This is a genomic window from Acidovorax sp. WCS2018Noco2-16, assembly GCF_031843945.1.
Classification (GTDB): domain Bacteria; phylum Pseudomonadota; class Gammaproteobacteria; order Burkholderiales; family Burkholderiaceae_C; genus Paracidovorax.
The window spans coordinates 985,543-1,002,404 of record NZ_JAVTJJ010000001.1 but is presented as its reverse complement, the minus strand read 5'-3'; the positions used below and the strand labels follow the sequence as shown (position 1 = coordinate 1,002,404).

Here is a 16,862-nt window from a genome sequence, read left to right as displayed (position 1 = left end):
TGAAATGCTTACGGTCTATCTCGACAGTCAAGACTATTCGGTGCTTTCGGATGCCGTCCTGAAGCCGGAACTGGTCCAAATCAGACGCAACCTGCTTGCACACGCTCAGTCTGGCGAGGTTCGTTTCGTATTCTCTGGGTTGGTCGTTTGTGAAGCTGTACCGACAGGCTCGCACGCGGTTGACTACGCCATTGCGCGCGGAGATTTGCTGACTGAGTTGTGCCGCCGTAGTGCTCTGCTTTACCCAGCCGATCTCTTTGAAAAAGAGGTGCGCGCCCTGGCAGGAAGAAGTGCGCTACCAAGAACAGCGGTCGTTGGGGTGAAGGATTGGTTCCCAAGCATTGAATTTGACGACCCGCTTCCGCTTTCAGAAATGATGAGGCAAAGCTTTGAAGCAGACCACGATGTGAAAGCGCTGCCAAGGCAGCAGCGTCGAGCGGCAGAGCGGAAAATGTTCAAGAACGGGGCGTTGAGACCGGCGTTGCATGAGGCCATCCGTGCGACGGCGACCGAAACATATGTAGACGGCATCCTAGCCAAGTGGCCAATGGACCGGAAGAATGCAGAGGTATTCAAGCGGTATGCGTTGGGCGAAGCCACACGGCACGAAGCGTCCGAAGCGATGGGGGAATCGCTGAGAGATCCAAGTTGGCTTATGCGATGGTTCACTGAAAATCCGGAACTCGCTTTGCCTCTTGCAGACATCGTCCGCAAACCTGGTCGCGAATTGGGATCGCAGTTGCGAGGGCTGATTGCCCTAGCCGAAGAATTGAAAGCCATGCCTGCGGGAGACACCTCCAAACCTAATCTATGGGAGGAGCTTCCAATCAGTACGAAGAGAGACTGGCAGACCCGAGTCGACACTCAGGTGGTCGGTATCGTGCGGAGTGTCGCCGCAAAATGCGGCATACAACTGTCGGAACCGATAACCACTTTGGAAGTGGGTCAGTTCTGTCCAGGAATCGATGCGACGATGCGCTCGATGATGTCTTCGGTTTGGGATAACGTCGGTGGTCGCCGGCGGACGTTACCAACCGACAGCCAAGTGCCAGATGCAATGCATGCGATGTACGCGCCATACGTTGACATCTTCCGAGCAGATGCCTACATGGCACCGCATATCCAGGCGCAAGTGAAGCGCCATGGCACATCGGTGGTGCAAAGGCTAGTTCAGTTGCCGGCAGAGATCGAGCGAAGGCTAGCGGCAGCATAGGCAGGCTCCCCCCTTATAGGGTTTCCAGTTTCCATGCGTTGCCGGAATCATCCGGTGTGTGGAAACCAAACAGCACAAGCCTGCCGGCCTCCCCCCCGCCTCGACCTCACCCGTGGATTGGGAGGCAGTGGCCATTGCCTACTGCACCACCCGCCAGTCCGCACGGGAAATCGGTGCCGCTCACGGCATCTCGCACACGGCGGTTCAGAAGCATGCCAAGGCAAAGGGATGGACCAGGCCTGAGAAAAGGCCCGGGCTGGTCCCGGTTCCGCCCAAGGTAAAGGCCCCATTAGCTGAAGAGCTAGCTGCTGAGACGCTCTCCGGCACTGAGCTGAGCATGCGCCGGGAACGCTTCGTCGTCGAGTACTTGATCGATCTGAACGGCACCAAGGCGTATATGCGTACGGTGCCAGGCACACCCGAGAAGAGCGCCAGCACTCTGGCGTCGCGCCTGTTGGGAAAGGTTGAAGTGCAGGAGGCCATTGCTGCCGAACGCGCCAAGACCTCAGCCCGGCTCGGACTATCAAGAGATCGGGCCCTCGCCGAATACGCGAAGCTGGCGTTTTTCGACATTCGGCACGCGTATCACGAAAGCGGGGCGCTGAAGCTGCCGCATGAAATGGACGGGGAAACAGCGGCCGCTATCGCAGCGTACGAGACCGTTGAGCTTGATGGCGGTGGAAAGGACAGCTCCCCACTGATGGTGCGCAAGGTCAAGTGGAGCGACAAGCGCGCCGCCCTGGACAGCATCATGAAGGCCCAGGGGTGGAATCGATCCGATGTTGGCACCGCTGAGAACCCGCTGGTGATTCGTGACATGACGGACGCCGAACGCGCGGTGCGCATGTCGACATTGCTGCAGGCAAATCCAGGGCTGCTCTCAACGCTGGGCCAGTTGCTTCGCACGCGGGGTGCTGAATGACGCTGGCAGTGCCCACCACCGCAGAGCTGCTTCAGGCGGTCCAGGGCCTGGATGCAGAGGCTCGTGCTGCCCTCGACGCGTTCTTGATGATGGCCGACCCCTCGGTTTGGGTGCCACAGGCTGGGCCGCAATCCATGGCGTACCACTCACCCGCCGACGTCGTGTTTTATGGCGGTTCAGCCGGAGGCGGGAAGGGATTGGCGCTGGACACCCCTTTGCCCACGCCAACTGGCTGGACAACTATGGGCGAGTTGCAGGTAGGTGACTGCGTGCTCGCTCCGGACGGGGCTCCGTGCCGCGTGGTCGGCGTCAGTCCGGTTCAGCAGCGCGAGTGTTTCAGACTACGGTTCGACGATGGCGCGGAGCTCGTGGCTGATGACGTGCACCGGTGGGTCACTTTCAGCGCTGCCGAGCTTTCGTCGCTGACACGCATGGCGCCGGATTGGCGCGCGAAGCGCAGAGCCTCGCGACCCTCTCGGATCGGTGGAAACAAGTCGCCCGCGTTCACGGCGGCCCTCATCGAGAGAAACAAGGCGCGGGCTGCCGCTCACGTGCCGGACGTCCCTCGTGGAACCATGCGCGACACGGCAACGCTGGCTGCCACGCTCCGCTCGGCTTCAGGCCGAGCGAATCATGCGATCGCCATCAACGAGCCGATCCAACTGCCCGAATCGGACTTGCCCATTCCTCCGTATACCTTGGGTGCTTGGCTAGGGCATGGCGCATCGGCCAGTGCCCAGATCACGGCGCGAGATCTGGAGGTCATTGACCGGATCCGCGCCGATGGCTTCGAGGTCCGAAGCTACTCGTGGGCGGACAACCAGCACAACATCATTGGCCTGATGCCGGCACTTCGGGCTGCCGGGCAGCTGAAGAACAAGCATGTGCCCGCCAGCTACCTGCGGGCCAGCGCCGGGCAACGCCTGGAATTCCTCCGAGGCCTGATGGACACCGATGGGTATGTCGCTCCGGATGGTGGAGCCGAGTTCAACAGCACGCACGAAGGCATCGCCTGCGGCGTTCTGGAGCTGGCCAGGTCTCTCGGAATCAAAGCCACTATGCACAAAGGGCAGGCCAAGTTGAATGGCATATGTATGGGCGAAAAGTGGCGCGTGCTCTTCACCACCACCGTTCCAGTTTTCACGCTGCCCCGGCAACTGGGCCGCATGAAAAAGCAAACGCGCCGCACAACTTCCTTTCGATACCTAGTGGACTGCAGCGCCATTGAGAGTGTGCCCACACGCTGCATCAGCGTGGATAGCCCCAGCCGACAGTTCCTGGCAGGCGACGCGATGGTGGCCACGCACAACACGGACCTGCTGCTGGGCCTTGCCCTCACCTCGCAGGAGCAGAGCATCATTTTCCGGCGCGAGGCCGTCCAGCTGATCGGCTTGGAAGAGCGGATGACGCAAATCCTCGGCTCGCGCGACGGCTACAACGGGCAGGACCATCTCTGGCGGCTACCAGGTAAGAAGATCCTGGAGTTTGGGAGCGTCCAGAAGGCTGGCGACTGGAAGAAGTATCAGGGCCGCCCCCATGACCTCAAGGGCTTCGACGAGATCACCCACTTCACCGAGTCGCAGTTCAGAACCCTGATTGCTTGGAAGCGCACTGGCAATGCAGGGGTGCGCCAGCGTGTGGTGTGCGCAGGCAATCCGCCGACTGAGCCTTCTGGCGAGTGGGTTAAACGGTACTGGGCCGCATGGCTCGATCCTCAGCACCCAAACCCTGCCAAGCCAGGTGAGTTGCGCTGGTACATCTCGAACGACAGAGGTGAAGACCTGGAAGTGCCTAACAACTCGCCAGTGATGGTCAACGGTGAGATGGTCGTGCCGACCAGCCGTACCTTCATCCCGTCTAGAGTGGATGACAACCTGTTCCTGACCACTACGGGCTACAAGGCCACGCTGCAGGCGCTGCCAGAACCGTTGCGCTCGCAGATGCTCCGAGGAGACTTCAACGCCGGTACTTCAGATCCAGTGTGGCAGCTCATCCCCACAGAATGGGTGAAGGCCGCTCAGGCCAGATGGAGGGAGCGTGATACCAAGGGCCTCATGACCGCCATGGGCTTCGATCCTTCGCGCGGTGGGCAGGACAAGTCGTCAGCTGCACGCCGGCATAGGCAGTGGTTCGACAAGATCATCACCGCACCGGGCGTGGTGACGAAGGATGGCCCATCAGCTGCAGGATTCGTCGCGCCGCTGATCCGAGATGGCGCGGTGGTGTGCATCGATTCAATCGGTATCGGCTCCAGCGCCCTGGACTTCATCACGGGCTTGGGCCTGCATGTGCACGCGGTGGTGGGTTCCGAGGGCAGCGCCCTAATGGACAAGTCCGGCCAACTGCGCTTTCGTAACAAGCGGGCCGAGTACTACTGGCTGCTACGCGAGGCGCTGGACCCTACCAATCCAGATCCCATCGCGCTTCCGCCTGATCAGGAATTGCTGGGTGACCTGACGGCCCCCCGATACAAGGTGGTGACCATGGGGCGCAGCGCAGCGATCCTGGTCAGCAGCAAGGACGACATTCGCCTTGTGCTGGGCCGCAGCCCGGACAAGGGCGATGCGGTGGCCATGACCTTCGCGGCCGACATTCCCAAACCCGAACCCAAGCCGAAAGCCAAGAGCTGGCGAGATCGCCTCGCAGCCTCTGGTTCCGACCACTGGGACCAAGCGACTGCATGACTATGAACGACACATCACCGACCAGCCTCGCGGACGGCGCGGCGCGCGAGAACTGGGCACGCTACCTGTACGGCAAGGATCGTGGCCACATCGACTACCTGCCGCATGCAGCGCGCTGCGAGGACATGTACCTGGGCGGAGGGCGGCAGATCACTCCAGAGCAGCGCGCTGCGTTGATCGCTGCACGCCGGCCGGGGTATGAGTTCAACCAGATCATGCCCAGCGTGAACAGTGCGATCGGCTACCAGATCCACAACCGCATGGACATCGCGTTCAAGCCGCGGGGCGGAGACTCGGACCTGTTCAAGGCCACCATCCTGTCCAAGGTGGCGATGCAGGTGGCGGACCTGTGCGCCCTGCACTGGCACGAGACGCAAGTCTTCAGCGATGGCCTGATCCAGCAGCGCGGGTACTTCGATGTGCGGATGTCCTTCGACGAGAACATCAAGGGCGAGATCGTGGTGGGCACGCTGGACCCGCTCGATGTGATCCCGGACCCTGACGCCAAGAGCTACGACCCCGACAAGTGGGGCGACGTGATCATCACCCGTTGGCTCACGCTGGATGAGATCGAGCAGATCTACGGCAAGACGGCCAGGAAGCGCGCTGAGTCCAGCAACGACGCAGGCGAAGACTTCGGGGATCTCGAAGACGGGGCGGATCGGAACAAATTTGCGACCCGCAAGGATTGGGGCTACACCGATGCGTGTGCCATCAAGGAAGACGGGCTCGACCGGTACCGCGTCATCGACCGCCAGCGGTTTGTCTACGAGTTGACACCTTGCCTGGTGTGGCCGGGTACGGGCGACGTGCAGGTGGAAGCCACCATGGCCGCCGACTCTGTGGCTGACGCGCTTGCCAATGGCGCGGTCAAGGCCAAGCGCATGCGCCGTCGGGTGAAGTGGACTGTCACAACATTCACCGCCACGCTTCACGATCACTACAGCCCCTATGAGCACTTCACCGTGGTGCCGTACTTCGCTTACTTCCGCCGTGGCAAGACGGTCGGGATGATCGACAACGCGATCGGTCCGCAGGAGGTTCTGAACAAAGCCGTTTCTCAGGTGGTGCACATCGTCAATTCCAGCGCCAACAGCGGCTGGGTGGTGGAGGAGAACTCCGTCACCAACATGACGATGAAAGAACTGGAGACCCGAGGGGCGCAGAACGGCCTGGTGATCGAATACAAAAAGGGATCCAAGCCGCCTCAGAAGATCCAGGCGAACCAGGTGCCCACCGGCGTGACGCACCTCATCGACCGTGCGGACAAGGCGCTGAAGGATGTCACCGTGCCCGAGGCCATGCGAGGCGTGCAGGGACCAGAGACCTCAGGCATCGCTATCCAGTCGAAGCAGTTCGCCAGCCAGCAGCAGTTGGCCGTGCCGCTGGACAACCTGGCCTACACCCGTCAGCTCTTGGCCAAGCGCATTCTGAAGCTCATCCAGCGCTACTACGACACGCACCGCATCTTCCGCATTACCGAGACGGACCCGAACACCGGAAAGCCGAAGGAGGAGCTGGTGGAGATCAACAAGTTCGACCCAGCCACGGGCGGCTACATCAACGACGTGACCATCGGCACCTACGACGTGGTGATCACCGAGCAGCCCATGCAAGTCACGTTCCAGAACAGCCAGTTCCAGCAGGCGCTGGAGATGCGCAAGGCCGGGGTGCGGATCAACGACGCAACGATGGTCCGGTACTCCAACCTGTCGGACAAGCAGGAGATCCTGGCGTCCTTGCCGGGCGACCAGCCGCCGGCCGATCCCACGGTCGATGCACGTGTCCAGTTGCTCAACGCACAGACACGCAAGACCGATGCGCAGGCTACCGACGTCAAGGTGAAGACCCAGTACAGCGGCGTGCAAACAGCCCAGGTGGTAGCCCAGATCCCTGCCACTGCAGCGCTGGCTGATGGCCTGCTGAAGTCAGCGGGCTACGTGGACCAAGACGCTGGCCCCATCGTGCCTTCAGTACCAGACGGGCTGCCCACCTTGGACATGCCGCGCAACACCGACCCCATGAATCCAGCCAGCCCCGCCGTGGGCGCGAGCGACGGAATCGAAACCCTGGCCGCAGATGGCCTGCAACCCTGAAGGAGAACGAGACCATGAACATCCGTGAACTGAAACGCCGTCTGCTGCCCTACAGCGGGTACATGAAGCCCGACGAGGATGGATCGTCGGGGACCGGTAACGCTACCCAGGAAGAGGCACTGGACCTTGGCAACGATGATCAGCCGAGCAGCGGCACGAGCGAGACAGCGGCACCAGCACCGGCCTCGGCACCTTCGGCAGCGGCTGCCAGTGATGCCGGTGCGGGGGAGGGCGCCGGCGCAACTCAAAACGTGCCCTACGCGCGCTTCCGGGAAGTGAACGAAAACAGGCGTCTGCTGGAAGAGCAACTGGCGGCCGCGCAGAAGGAGGTTCAGGCGCTCAAGGCAGGGCAGCAGCCAGCGGCTGCGCCAGCAGCGGCCGCAGCTCCGGCCCCAGTCGCCTTCGATGTGGATGCCGCCGAAGAGCAGTACGCCCAGGCGCTGCTGGACGGGGATGCCAAGGGCGCTGGCGCGATTCGGCGTGAGATCAACCAGCACATCGAAAACTCGGTGATGCAGCGGTTTGAACAGACATCGCAGCAGCAGCAGGCGGCCGCCAAATCTCAGGACGTCGTGGCAAGCGCGCTTCAGGCGTACCCGTGGCTGGACCAGGACGAAGGCGCCGTTGCGCTGGAGCTGATTGAGGCCAGTGTGAAAGCCAAGACTGCGACGGGCATGCCTCGGCACCTGGCCCTGGCGGACGCCATTTCCACCATTGCCCCGCGCTTCGCTCCGGACGGCACCCCCAGTAAGGGATTGCCCGATGGGGGTGCTCCTGCCGACACTCGCCTGGAGCGTGCTGACAAGCGTGGCGCAGCGGACTCTCTGCTGCAGCCAGCAGCTGTGCAGGCGGGCATGGGCAACCGTGCCACGGCGTCCAAGATTGACGCGACGAAGACGCTCACCGACGAGCAGATCACTGGGTCGTCGAAAGCGGAGCTGGATAGCGCACTCGGTCTCGCGTAGCACCTCAAGGCTGGCAAGGGCTCACCCACCTTGCCAGCGTCACACCGGGTTGCCGCCTCTGACGGGCGTTAAACAGTCAGGCGCTCTTGGCCGTCACCACAGCCATGTTTTCCGCAGATGGGCGGCGTCATGTCCCGAGAAGTAATCCTACTGATTGGAGATAGACATGGCATTCACTGCATTCGGCGAGTTGACGCCGGTTCAGAAAATCAACTGGTCCCGGGTCGTCTGGAAGGCCGCGCGCGACCAGATGTTCCTCAAGAACTTCATGAGCGACACGGGCAACAGCGTCGTGCACCGCATCACCGAACTCACGGCGACCGAGAAGGGCACCCAGTGCTTGTTCCAGCTGGTTGCCGACCTGGTCGGAGACGGGGTGCGTGGTGACGACGAGCGCGAGGGCAATGAAGAGGCGATGGACGCGCACAGCCAGATCATCCAGCTCGACCAGCTCAGCCACAGCGTGAAGAACAAAGGTCGTCTGGATGACCAGAAGAACGTCATCAACTTCCGCTCCCAGGGCAAGGACAAGCTCTCGTTCTGGCTGGCCCAGCGCACCGACCAGCTGGCATTCCTCACGATGTCGGGCATCAGCTACGCCTTCGAGAATAACGGCGCGCCTCGCATCAATTCGGTGTTCCCCGCGCTGACGTTTGCCGCAGACGTGACCGGGCCTTCGGCCAAGCGTTCGCTGATGTGGGACGGCACCAGCCTGCAGGCATCGGCCACTGGTTCCATCACCTCGGCATACGTGCCGAAGTACAACATGATCGTGGACGCCATCGCCTACGCGAAGGAGCGTCGTATCAAGCCTTTGATGGCGGGCGGCAAGCCGTACTACGTGATGTTCGTGGCCCCGGGCACGCTGGCCGCCCTGAAGAAGGATGAGTCGTATCAGCGCGCTGTTGTGGCTGTGGCCACGAAGGCCGGCATGGACTCGCCCTGGTTCACGGGCGCCACCGTGACCGTGGACGGTGCTGTGATTCACGAGCACACGCTGGTCTACAACACCAAGGGTGCGGCGAACGGTTCGAAGTGGGGCGCTGGCGGCAACGTGAATGGCACGCGCACCCTGCTGTGCGGCTCTCAGGCGCTCGCGTTCGCTGACATCGGCGACGGCAACTGGATCGAGAAGCTGTTCCAGTACGACAGCCAAGTCGGCTTGAACATCGACCGGATGATTGGCTTCAAAAAGCCTGTCTTCCCATCGATCTACGACGGCAGCGACGAAGACTTCGGCCTGCTGACCATCGACCACTACCTGCAGTAAGCAGATCTGCCGGCCGGGGCCTCGCGCTCCGGCCGCGCTCCTCTTTCCCCCTTGTTGTTGAAGGAATCATCATGCCCATCAAGAAACTCACCGGCCGCCAGGAAGTCATCGCGGCCACTGCTGACTTCACCTTTGCCGACGTGACCAGCGGCACCTACGCCGCGGCAGTAGATGTGCCAGCAGGCGCCATCGTCGTCGGCGGCCATCTGGCCATCACGACCATCTTCAACAGCGCGACGACCGACCAGTTCTCCATCGGTGACAAGGTCGGCGCGAACGCTGCTGCAGCTGCCACCTATGCAGCCCAGTCGGCTGACATCACGGCGCCAGGCGCTGTCCCCATCGTGGCCACCGGCAAGAAGTACGCCGCAGCTGCAACCGTCGGCATCGTATGGACTGGCGCTGGCGCCGCTCCTTCTGCAGGCGCTGGCCGTCTGACCGTCCTCTACATCGTGGACGGGCGCGCAGCCTTCAGCCAGGGCTGATCTTCATCTCTCGTGGTCGGGTCATCGTGACCCTTCGCCCGGCGGCCTCACATCCGCCGGGCTCTTTTCAAGGAACCCATCATGAAATTCCGCTCCCCATCTGACCAGCCCATCCACGTCGCACTCACCACCGGGCACACCGCCGTAGTCCCCCCTGAGGGCGTGGTGCTGGACAAGATGTTCCACAAGGAAGCCAGCGCACGCGGTGCCGTCGCTTTCGATGACGTCGGCACCACCGTGCTGACGGCTGAAGACCGCAAGGCCGCCATCGCTGCAGCGCTCACCGGCATGCTCGATGGCAAGGCCGAAGACGACTTCACCGGCGAGGGCAAGCCCAACCTGTTGCGCCTGAGGGCTCGGCTCGGCTTCGCTGTCCCTCGAGAAGAAGCAGACGCTATCTTCACCGAGCTGACGGCCAAGGTGTAAGCCATGAAGGTAGCGGACTTCATCGATGACTTTCGGAGTGCGGTGGGTGACAACGTTCAGCCGCATTTCTGGTCGGATGAGCTGATCGTCCGCTACCTGAACGAGGCAGTGCAGGAGGCATGCGAGCGTGCCAAGCTCATCGAGGATCGCCTGACGCCCGATGTGTGCACCATCGCCATTGAGCCCAACCTCTCCACCTACCCGCTCCACGCGAGCGTCTTCGAGATCAAGCGCGTCACGCTACGAGGCAGGCCGCTTGATGAAACGAGTGTCGAAGAGCTGGACGAGGACTGCTGCGGCTGGGAGAGCATGAAGGGCCTTCCGCGGTGGTTCATCTTCGATCAAGCCAGCGGCTCGCGACCCGCAAGCTTGCGCCTGGTGCGCCTTCCCACCCAGGCCGATACGCTGAACCTGACGGTGTACCGCGGCGCCCTCAAGCCGCTGAGCGCCGATCTCGGCCAGGGACGGCCCGAGATCCCCGAGCGCTTCCACGAGCGGCTCATGGACTGGGTACTGCACCGGGCCTACCTCAAGCAGGACGCCGACACATTCGACCCGGCAAAGGGTGCCGAGGCGCTGGCGTTGTTCGTCCGAGCCTTTGGCGAGCGTCCGGATGCCAATCTGCAGCGCAAGCAGCGCGATCGCCGCCCACCCATCGTTCGCATCAACTGGTGAGCGTCGCGCCAGTAGGGATTGGCACATCTGCTTTGGGCCAGAAGAATTCCCCGAGACTTTTCAAAGGCCACCACCATGCGCAGAACACTTGCCCAAATCGCCGCCGGCACGCCCGCTCATCACTACCGCGACGGCGGCCCCGTGCGCGGACCTGGCACGGGCACGTCGGATGACGTGCTCGACCGCGTGCGCCCAGGCACTTTCATCATGCCGGCCGACAGCACGCAGGCGGTGGGCCACAACGCTTTGGCCAAGGCCGGCGAGCGGGTGCCGGTACGCCTGAGCAACGGCGAGCACAAGCTGGCGCCTGAGCAGGTGTTTGCCATCGGCCTGCAGACCCTGGAGCAACTGAAGGATGCCACCCACAAGCCGGTGGCCGAGCGCCCCTCCAAGGGCCGGCTGGATGCTCGTGAACGGCTGATGCGCTTAGCCGATGGCGGCATGGTCAGCGACGTGACTCGCGTAGGCAACAGCTACAGCGGCGGGAACGTGGGTGGTGACATCACCATCAATGGACGGGCGCCAAGTGGCACGTTCTCCTCGGCGCCTTCGACGATTGCCCCGCCAGCTCCGAATCCCGCAACTGTCATGGCGCCGGCCGCACCGCAACCTGCAAGCCTGAGCGCTGCAGCGACATCCGGATCTCCGGGTGGCACCGGCCAGACCTCTGTCGGCACCGATTGGGCAGCACGCAACGCCCAGCAAGACGCCGATACCGCAGCAAGCTCCATCACGAACCGCGGCTCGGCTGCTGCGCCCGTGGGCCAAGCTGCCAGTACAAAGGGTGGTGCTGCAAATCCACCTTCTATGTCCTTCGATCAACTGGTGCAAGCCGGGATGCTTGGCAAGCCCCGGAAGACGACAATCGACCTGGGCATAGGCTCCTCCAGCTCTGGCCTGGGACTGCAGAACCTTGGATCGATGCGCTCGGGCTATGCCGATGGCGGCGCTGTGCTGGATAACGAGCAGCGGCAGCGCCTCATTTCGCAAATCCCTGCTGGCGGCCAGCAATCCCCAGCTGCTGACGGATCCCAGGAACGTTGGTCCAACACAGAAACTGGCCGCAACCTGTCGAACATCGCGGCTGCGCTGCCGGGCTCCTGGGGCGGCGCGATTCCCGCGGTGGCCAAGACGGGCGGCGCGATCAGCGGCGGCATCAATGCAGCGACGCGGCTCATGAACGCCGGCGCCGGCGCAGCGGCGATCAGCGCCTTGCCTGGCTCTGCTGCAGCCCAGACTCCTTCTGCGCCGTCGGCCGGGGCGGGGCGCGGCTTCACGAACCCGGCGTCAGTGAATCCTGCGGCACCGCCTCCTGTGGCGACTTCATCCTTCGAGCCCGCCATGCCCAGCACGAGCCCTGCGCCCACCACCAACACCGTCACGCGCGTGGGTAACAGCTACTCGGGGTCCAACGTGGCCGGCGACATCACCGTGAACGGGCGCACGCCCGGCGGCGGCTTCATGAACACGGGCGACACGTCGGCCGCGCCTTCGCCGGTGGGAATGACACCCGAGGCTGCAGCGCGAGCCGGCTTGCTCACCAGTGCCACGCCGGTGGGCTACAACCCCGCCTACGACACGCGGCTCACCGGACAGGGCGCGCAGGAACGTCTGATGGCTGCCGGGACGGGACTCCCACCGCGCGGGCAGGTCAGCCAGCAGAACATGACGGCGGCCGACAATTTGGCCGCTCGACAGGGCGAGGCCGCACGTGCTCGGCTGATGGCGCTGGCGACGGGCCCTGGCTCCGGGCCTGTACAGCCTGGCAGCTTCACCGGCGGCTCCTCGGGTGTCATCGGGTCCAGCAGCACCTACGGCAACATGCTTGGCCGCTCGCCGGAGCAGCGCTTGCGTGACGCCGCGGTGTCGGCAAGCAGCCTGACGAATCGCTCGAGCTGGGGCGGGCGTGGCGCCGAGAACAACGCTGACATGCTGGCTTTCAGGGCTGCACTGCAGCAGGACAGCGACATCCGCCAGAACCAAGCGGGCCAAGATCTGGAAGGCCTGCGTCAGTCGGGGTCTCTGGCGCGCGAGGGTCTGCAGCAGACGGGAGCCACAGAGCGCACCAACATCTCCGCTCGCCGCGACGATGCTGCCAATCAGATCGCGAAGGGAAGGCTGACGCTCGAGCAAATCGCAGCTGGCTACACGAACCGGTCTGCAGACCGCATCGACCGAGCGCAGGTGGAGCTGGAGAACGCCCGGACGCCGGAGACTCAACGCTCAGCGCGCGAACTGCTCATGGCCTTGGCCGGCCGGGCGCCGCAGAACGAGTGGGGTGTTCAGGTCACGCCCACCACCAAGAACGCCGATGGCAGTTCCACGCAGGGCAGCGTGTGGCGGTACAACAAGCAGACTGGTGAAACTGCGAGGGTGGATGCTGGGCAACCGGCGGACATCGGAAAGGATCCGCGTGCAGTGGCGATCCGGGACAACGCCAAGTTGTCGCCGCAGCAGAAGCGGGCAGAGCTACAGCGACTCGGGTATCTCTGATCAGCGCTTGCACTCGCCGAGAAACTCGCCGATGTCGGTGCAGGGTTTCGCGGCTGGTGCGGCCCGAACGGTAGGCCCATCCACCGCCACCTTCCCCAGCAGCACTGGTGCGATGAATGCCAGGGGCACCAGCACCACGCCCAGCACCAGCCAGCCTTTCGAGGACTGGGTGCGCCCCTCGCGGTCAGCGGGCCACTTCAAGAACGACACGAACCACAAGACCAGGATGCCCACGATGGGCACAAGCATCAGCAGGGCCCAGGCACCGTTGAAGCCTGCGCGCTGCAGGATGCGCCAGGTGGGGATGACGAGTAGCGCCATGAGCGGCATGAGCATCAGTAGGACGATGAACCAGTGTGTTGGGCTGAATGTTCCCATGGGGCCTCGTGAGAAGAAGATCTGGTGCGGTACAGGATAGCGTTCGCTGGCTGCTGTCACACTTGCGCATTCTCGGAGGACAGATCGCCATGGAACTCGATGAATTGGGCAAATTGGCCAGCATTGCCTCGGCAATCGGAGCGCTTGTCGGGGGAATCATTTCGTTCTTCGTCACATGGGGCTGGAAGGTTTGGGAGAAGTCCGATCGAATTCGGGTGGTTTACGGGCACTCCCGCTTTATGGAAACCCCGAACCAAGGCATGCACGTGGTCAATCTTCGTGACCACCAGATTGAAGTAGTGGACTTCGGTTTCATTCATGAAGATGGCAGTCTTATCTCTGTTCCTGCACGTTTGCAGGATCCTGCGGAAGACGATCCCAGGTATCCAGCGCGCGTCTCTGGAGTGAATCCTCTTCCGACACGGAATGACCGATACGAGGTCTCCATCTATCTGGGGTGGCGTGTAGTGGGTGCGTATGCGAGAACTTCGACTCAGGTCCGCCCTCGCATGCATTTCCGTCCGGACACAGGCTTGCTCCGTCGCATCTTGATCAGACTGCTTCAGATGAAGCACAGTCAGTACTGCTAGGGCTCCTCTCGAGCAGGTACTGCGCGCGCGATCTGCATGTCGCAGCAGATGCGCAAGTCGGCGGCGTAGCTCTGGCAGAGGCCAGGACCGCCGCCGGCGGATTTGCTCTCCTTCTGACACTGATTGGCAGACTGCTCGGTGGTTGAGACGGCGTGTAATGCACGGAGTTTTTACTTTGGCCGCCCAGTGTTGCGGAGCGCTACCGGCTGAGCGCCAACTTAGCAGCATTGACGGGGGAGTTAGTGTGGACTCTTCCTGCTTTTCCGGCCTTACGGCAGAAGCAGCCGTCCGCTACTGTGCGACACTCCTGACCGCAGAAGTGTCCTCACATCCGTACCGCGAAGGGGCTCGGCAGCGTAAGGTTGTAAATGCTTAAAAAGCTGGTAATTAAAAAGTTTAAGTCTTGCGAGAATGTTGAAATATCCGATATCGGAGAATTTCTTGTACTTGTGGGTAAAAATGGCGTCGGAAAAACGAATATTTTCCGTGCTTTGCATTGGGTTTCGCGGTCTGTGAGTTCTGGCATGGTGTCCCTCGAAGAAAGCGCAAACCTTGAGACCCGAAGTGTGGAAATTGAAGTGCTTATTGATGGCAAGCATCTGGTTTATCAGATTGAGGTGGGAGCCAATCTTGTAACGGAAAACAATACTCCTCGGTTGGATTTCTTTGTTGAAGAATCACTTTATGCAAAACTTACAAATGGATCTCGTGATCGTATTTTTGAGCGCCGCAATCAAGAGCTGACCGTCGGAATCGAAGGTAGTAGGCTGCCTATCGGAGAGAATTCAATTGCAAGTCTATCGATCATTTCATTGTTGCCCACCCATACGGTCATGCCCGTGGTGACTGGATTTGTGAGATTTGTCTCTAAATTCAGCCACAATCACTTGGATACTCTCGCCAACGAGCGCACATCTCGATTTTTAGCTGCAGAGGATTTTCTGAAATGGCAGAAAACTTCTGAGCTGAACGCGGCGCGCCCGTCAGATACTGAAATGCATCTGCTCGATTTGAAGACGCGTAACTCGGGTCTTTATGAAGAGTTGATAGTTATGTTGTGTCACATTGGAATTATTGACTCATTTGATATTGTGAGTGTAGGTGTTGATACTCAAGGCAAGCCTCGGTTCTATGTTTTCAACTGGATGCCGAAGTATCAGGCGTCAGGTGAATCACGTGGTTGGAATGAGCTATCTTTTGGCACGCGCAGGTTGATCAAGTTGTTCGTGGCGTTCTTTTATCAGGACGACAGCGTCTTTATGCTTGAGCAGCCTGAGGATGGTATTCATGCAGGCCTGCTTCACGAGATTCTGCCAATGCTTCGGACCTACGTTGCTGAAAGGCAAATCTTTATGGCGACGCATTCACCGGAGGTCATGAATGCGGCACGTCCAGAGGAAATTAGAATAGTCCATTCTGCTAGTGGAGTGACTTCCGTGCGCGAGTTGTCCGAGGACGAACTCGATGCTGCTTGTAGCTACCTCCAGGATGACGGCCCCCTGTATAATTTTATTAGCATGATCGAGGGATAATGTTCGCGATATTGGCGGAGGATAAATCGGACCACGCAATGCTCAAAGAGATTGTTTGGAGTCTCTGCGGAAGTAAGAGTGTTTCAGTTGCTGGGAAGGGTTTTGGGTCTGGTTCTGAGTTGCTCAATGATGGCGCTCGTGAATTGCGCTTGTTGGCAAGTTTTAAAGCTGTGCGTACAATTTTTGTGTGTCATGACGCCGATTCTCTTGATCCAGCCGCAAAGCAGCAGGAAGTTATTCGTAGAGTAATTCAGCCGGTGACTCTAGAAGGTAAGGCGGCGATATCAATCGTGCCGGTGGCTATGATCGAGTCTTGGATACTTGCCGATATTAATGCTTGCCGAAAAGTGTTCACATCCCTGCCACGGTCAAAAGATTACGTGAATCCTGAAAACATTCGGCATCCAAAAAGTGAGATTGAATCGATCTGTCGTAGTAGGGCAAAGCCTCTATATTCAAACGCGACTCATAATAAATTGATTGCTCCTTATCTCGATCTTCAAAAGGTTTATAAAAAGTGTGATTCTTTTCGCGCATTCGCTACTGCCGTGGACAGCACATTTGGTCGGCAAAGACCGTCAAATTACTGGGCGGTCTAAGATTTTATCCGGTGTTTTCCTAAATTCTGCACCCCGGAATAACTACACGAAGTGTTAATGCTGCAGCGCCTGTGAGACAAAGTGGCAATCACGTCAATTGCTTTTGGCTTATTCAGCTTAGTGAATGGGTTAATAGAGTCAGCTCAGCAATTTGCAGCGAGGTATGGAAGGGCCGCGAAAGCGTTTTCCTAGAACGCCTTCTCAGCCCACTTCCCGAATTTGGCCAGCGCCAGTCCGATGCCCGCCCCGAACACCGCCAGGCCGATCCCAAAACCAGTTGTCGGAATGGGGAGCGGAATAGACGCCAGCACCTTGTCCAGTTCCACGAGCACGCCTGTCTTGCGCTCCACACGGTCGACGCGTGAAGCCAATTGCCAGCCGATCAGGGCGAGCGTGCTGCAGACTGTGAACATCACGCGCCCGATGTTCCGCCAGCAGCGCGGGCAGGAAAAGAGAAGCTGCAGCAGGTATTCCATCCACAGATTGTCGTTGGACGTGGAGATCGTCCAAAGCAGCACAACGTCCTGAGACGCC

At 60.8% G+C, this 16,862-nt stretch carries 15 protein-coding genes; 13 read left to right on the top strand and 2 right to left on the bottom strand.

The window, feature by feature from the left end; all coding sequences use genetic code 11:
* The first annotated feature begins 4 nt into the window (after window positions 1-4).
* From RQI28_RS04490 to RQI28_RS04445, 10 genes are all read left to right on the top strand, one after another.
* Window positions 5-1,213 (top strand): hypothetical protein, encoded by a 1,209-nt coding sequence (locus RQI28_RS04490; protein ID WP_311221357.1) that lies wholly within the window; start codon window positions 5-7, stop codon window positions 1,211-1,213.
* Window positions 1,214-1,271: 58 nt separating this feature from the next.
* The gene (locus RQI28_RS04485; protein WP_311221356.1) at window positions 1,272-2,135 is read left to right on the top strand and encodes a terminase small subunit; all 864 of its coding nucleotides are present in this window, start codon (window positions 1,272-1,274) and stop codon (window positions 2,133-2,135) included.
* On the top strand, window positions 2,132-4,819 hold the full coding sequence (locus RQI28_RS04480) for an LAGLIDADG family homing endonuclease (RefSeq protein WP_311221355.1): 2,688 nt from the start codon (window positions 2,132-2,134) through the stop codon (window positions 4,817-4,819). The genes RQI28_RS04485 and RQI28_RS04480 overlap by 4 nt, the downstream gene beginning before the upstream one ends.
* Before the next feature lie 2 nt (window positions 4,820-4,821).
* Window positions 4,822-6,915, top strand: coding sequence for a genomic island protein (locus RQI28_RS04475; protein WP_311221354.1), 2,094 nt, complete (start codon window positions 4,822-4,824; stop codon window positions 6,913-6,915).
* A 14-nt stretch (window positions 6,916-6,929) separates the two neighbouring features.
* Entirely contained in the window at window positions 6,930-7,880 is a 951-nt protein-coding gene (locus tag RQI28_RS04470) for a hypothetical protein (RefSeq protein WP_311221353.1), read from the top strand.
* Between the two features lie 166 nt (window positions 7,881-8,046).
* On the top strand, window positions 8,047-9,150 hold the full coding sequence (locus tag RQI28_RS04465) for a N4-gp56 family major capsid protein (protein WP_311221352.1): 1,104 nt from the start codon (window positions 8,047-8,049) through the stop codon (window positions 9,148-9,150).
* Window positions 9,151-9,221: 71 nt separating this feature from the next.
* Window positions 9,222-9,635, top strand: coding sequence for a hypothetical protein (locus RQI28_RS04460; RefSeq protein ID WP_311221351.1), 414 nt, complete (start codon window positions 9,222-9,224; stop codon window positions 9,633-9,635).
* 81 nt (window positions 9,636-9,716) lie between these two features.
* Window positions 9,717-10,061: a hypothetical protein gene (locus tag RQI28_RS04455; RefSeq protein WP_311221350.1), complete on the top strand. Its 345-nt coding sequence runs from the start codon at window positions 9,717-9,719 to the stop codon at window positions 10,059-10,061.
* 3 nt (window positions 10,062-10,064) lie between these two features.
* On the top strand, window positions 10,065-10,736 hold the full coding sequence (locus RQI28_RS04450; protein WP_311221349.1) for a hypothetical protein: 672 nt from the start codon (window positions 10,065-10,067) through the stop codon (window positions 10,734-10,736).
* A gap of 75 nt (window positions 10,737-10,811) precedes the next feature.
* Complete coding sequence (locus RQI28_RS04445) at window positions 10,812-13,229, top strand: hypothetical protein (RefSeq protein ID WP_311221348.1); 2,418 nt, start codon at window positions 10,812-10,814, stop codon at window positions 13,227-13,229.
* On the opposite strand, the gene RQI28_RS04440 is transcribed toward RQI28_RS04445, so the two are convergent.
* Entirely contained in the window at window positions 13,230-13,607 is a 378-nt protein-coding gene (locus tag RQI28_RS04440) for a hypothetical protein (protein WP_311230456.1), read from the bottom strand.
* A gap of 89 nt (window positions 13,608-13,696) precedes the next feature.
* Between RQI28_RS04440 and RQI28_RS04435 the strand changes: the two genes are divergently transcribed.
* The 3 genes from RQI28_RS04435 to RQI28_RS04425 all read left to right on the top strand — a co-directional run bounded on the left by RQI28_RS04435 (window position 13,697) and on the right by RQI28_RS04425 (window position 16,328).
* Window positions 13,697-14,197, top strand: a complete 501-nt coding sequence (locus tag RQI28_RS04435; protein ID WP_311221346.1) for a hypothetical protein — start codon at window positions 13,697-13,699, stop codon at window positions 14,195-14,197.
* Window positions 14,198-14,565: 368 nt separating this feature from the next.
* Complete coding sequence (locus RQI28_RS04430; protein WP_311221345.1) at window positions 14,566-15,729, top strand: AAA family ATPase; 1,164 nt, start codon at window positions 14,566-14,568, stop codon at window positions 15,727-15,729.
* Window positions 15,729-16,328 carry a DUF4276 family protein gene (locus RQI28_RS04425; RefSeq protein ID WP_311221344.1) on the top strand — a complete coding sequence of 200 codons (600 nt, stop codon included), beginning with the start codon at window positions 15,729-15,731 and terminating at the stop codon, window positions 16,326-16,328. Before RQI28_RS04430 ends, RQI28_RS04425 begins: the two co-directional genes overlap by 1 nt.
* 188 nt (window positions 16,329-16,516) lie before the next feature.
* Here the strand turns inward: RQI28_RS04425 and RQI28_RS04420 are convergent, their stop codons facing one another.
* Complete coding sequence (locus RQI28_RS04420) at window positions 16,517-16,804, bottom strand: hypothetical protein (protein WP_311221343.1); 288 nt, start codon at window positions 16,802-16,804, stop codon at window positions 16,517-16,519.
* Between the last annotated feature and the right edge of the window lie 58 nt (window positions 16,805-16,862).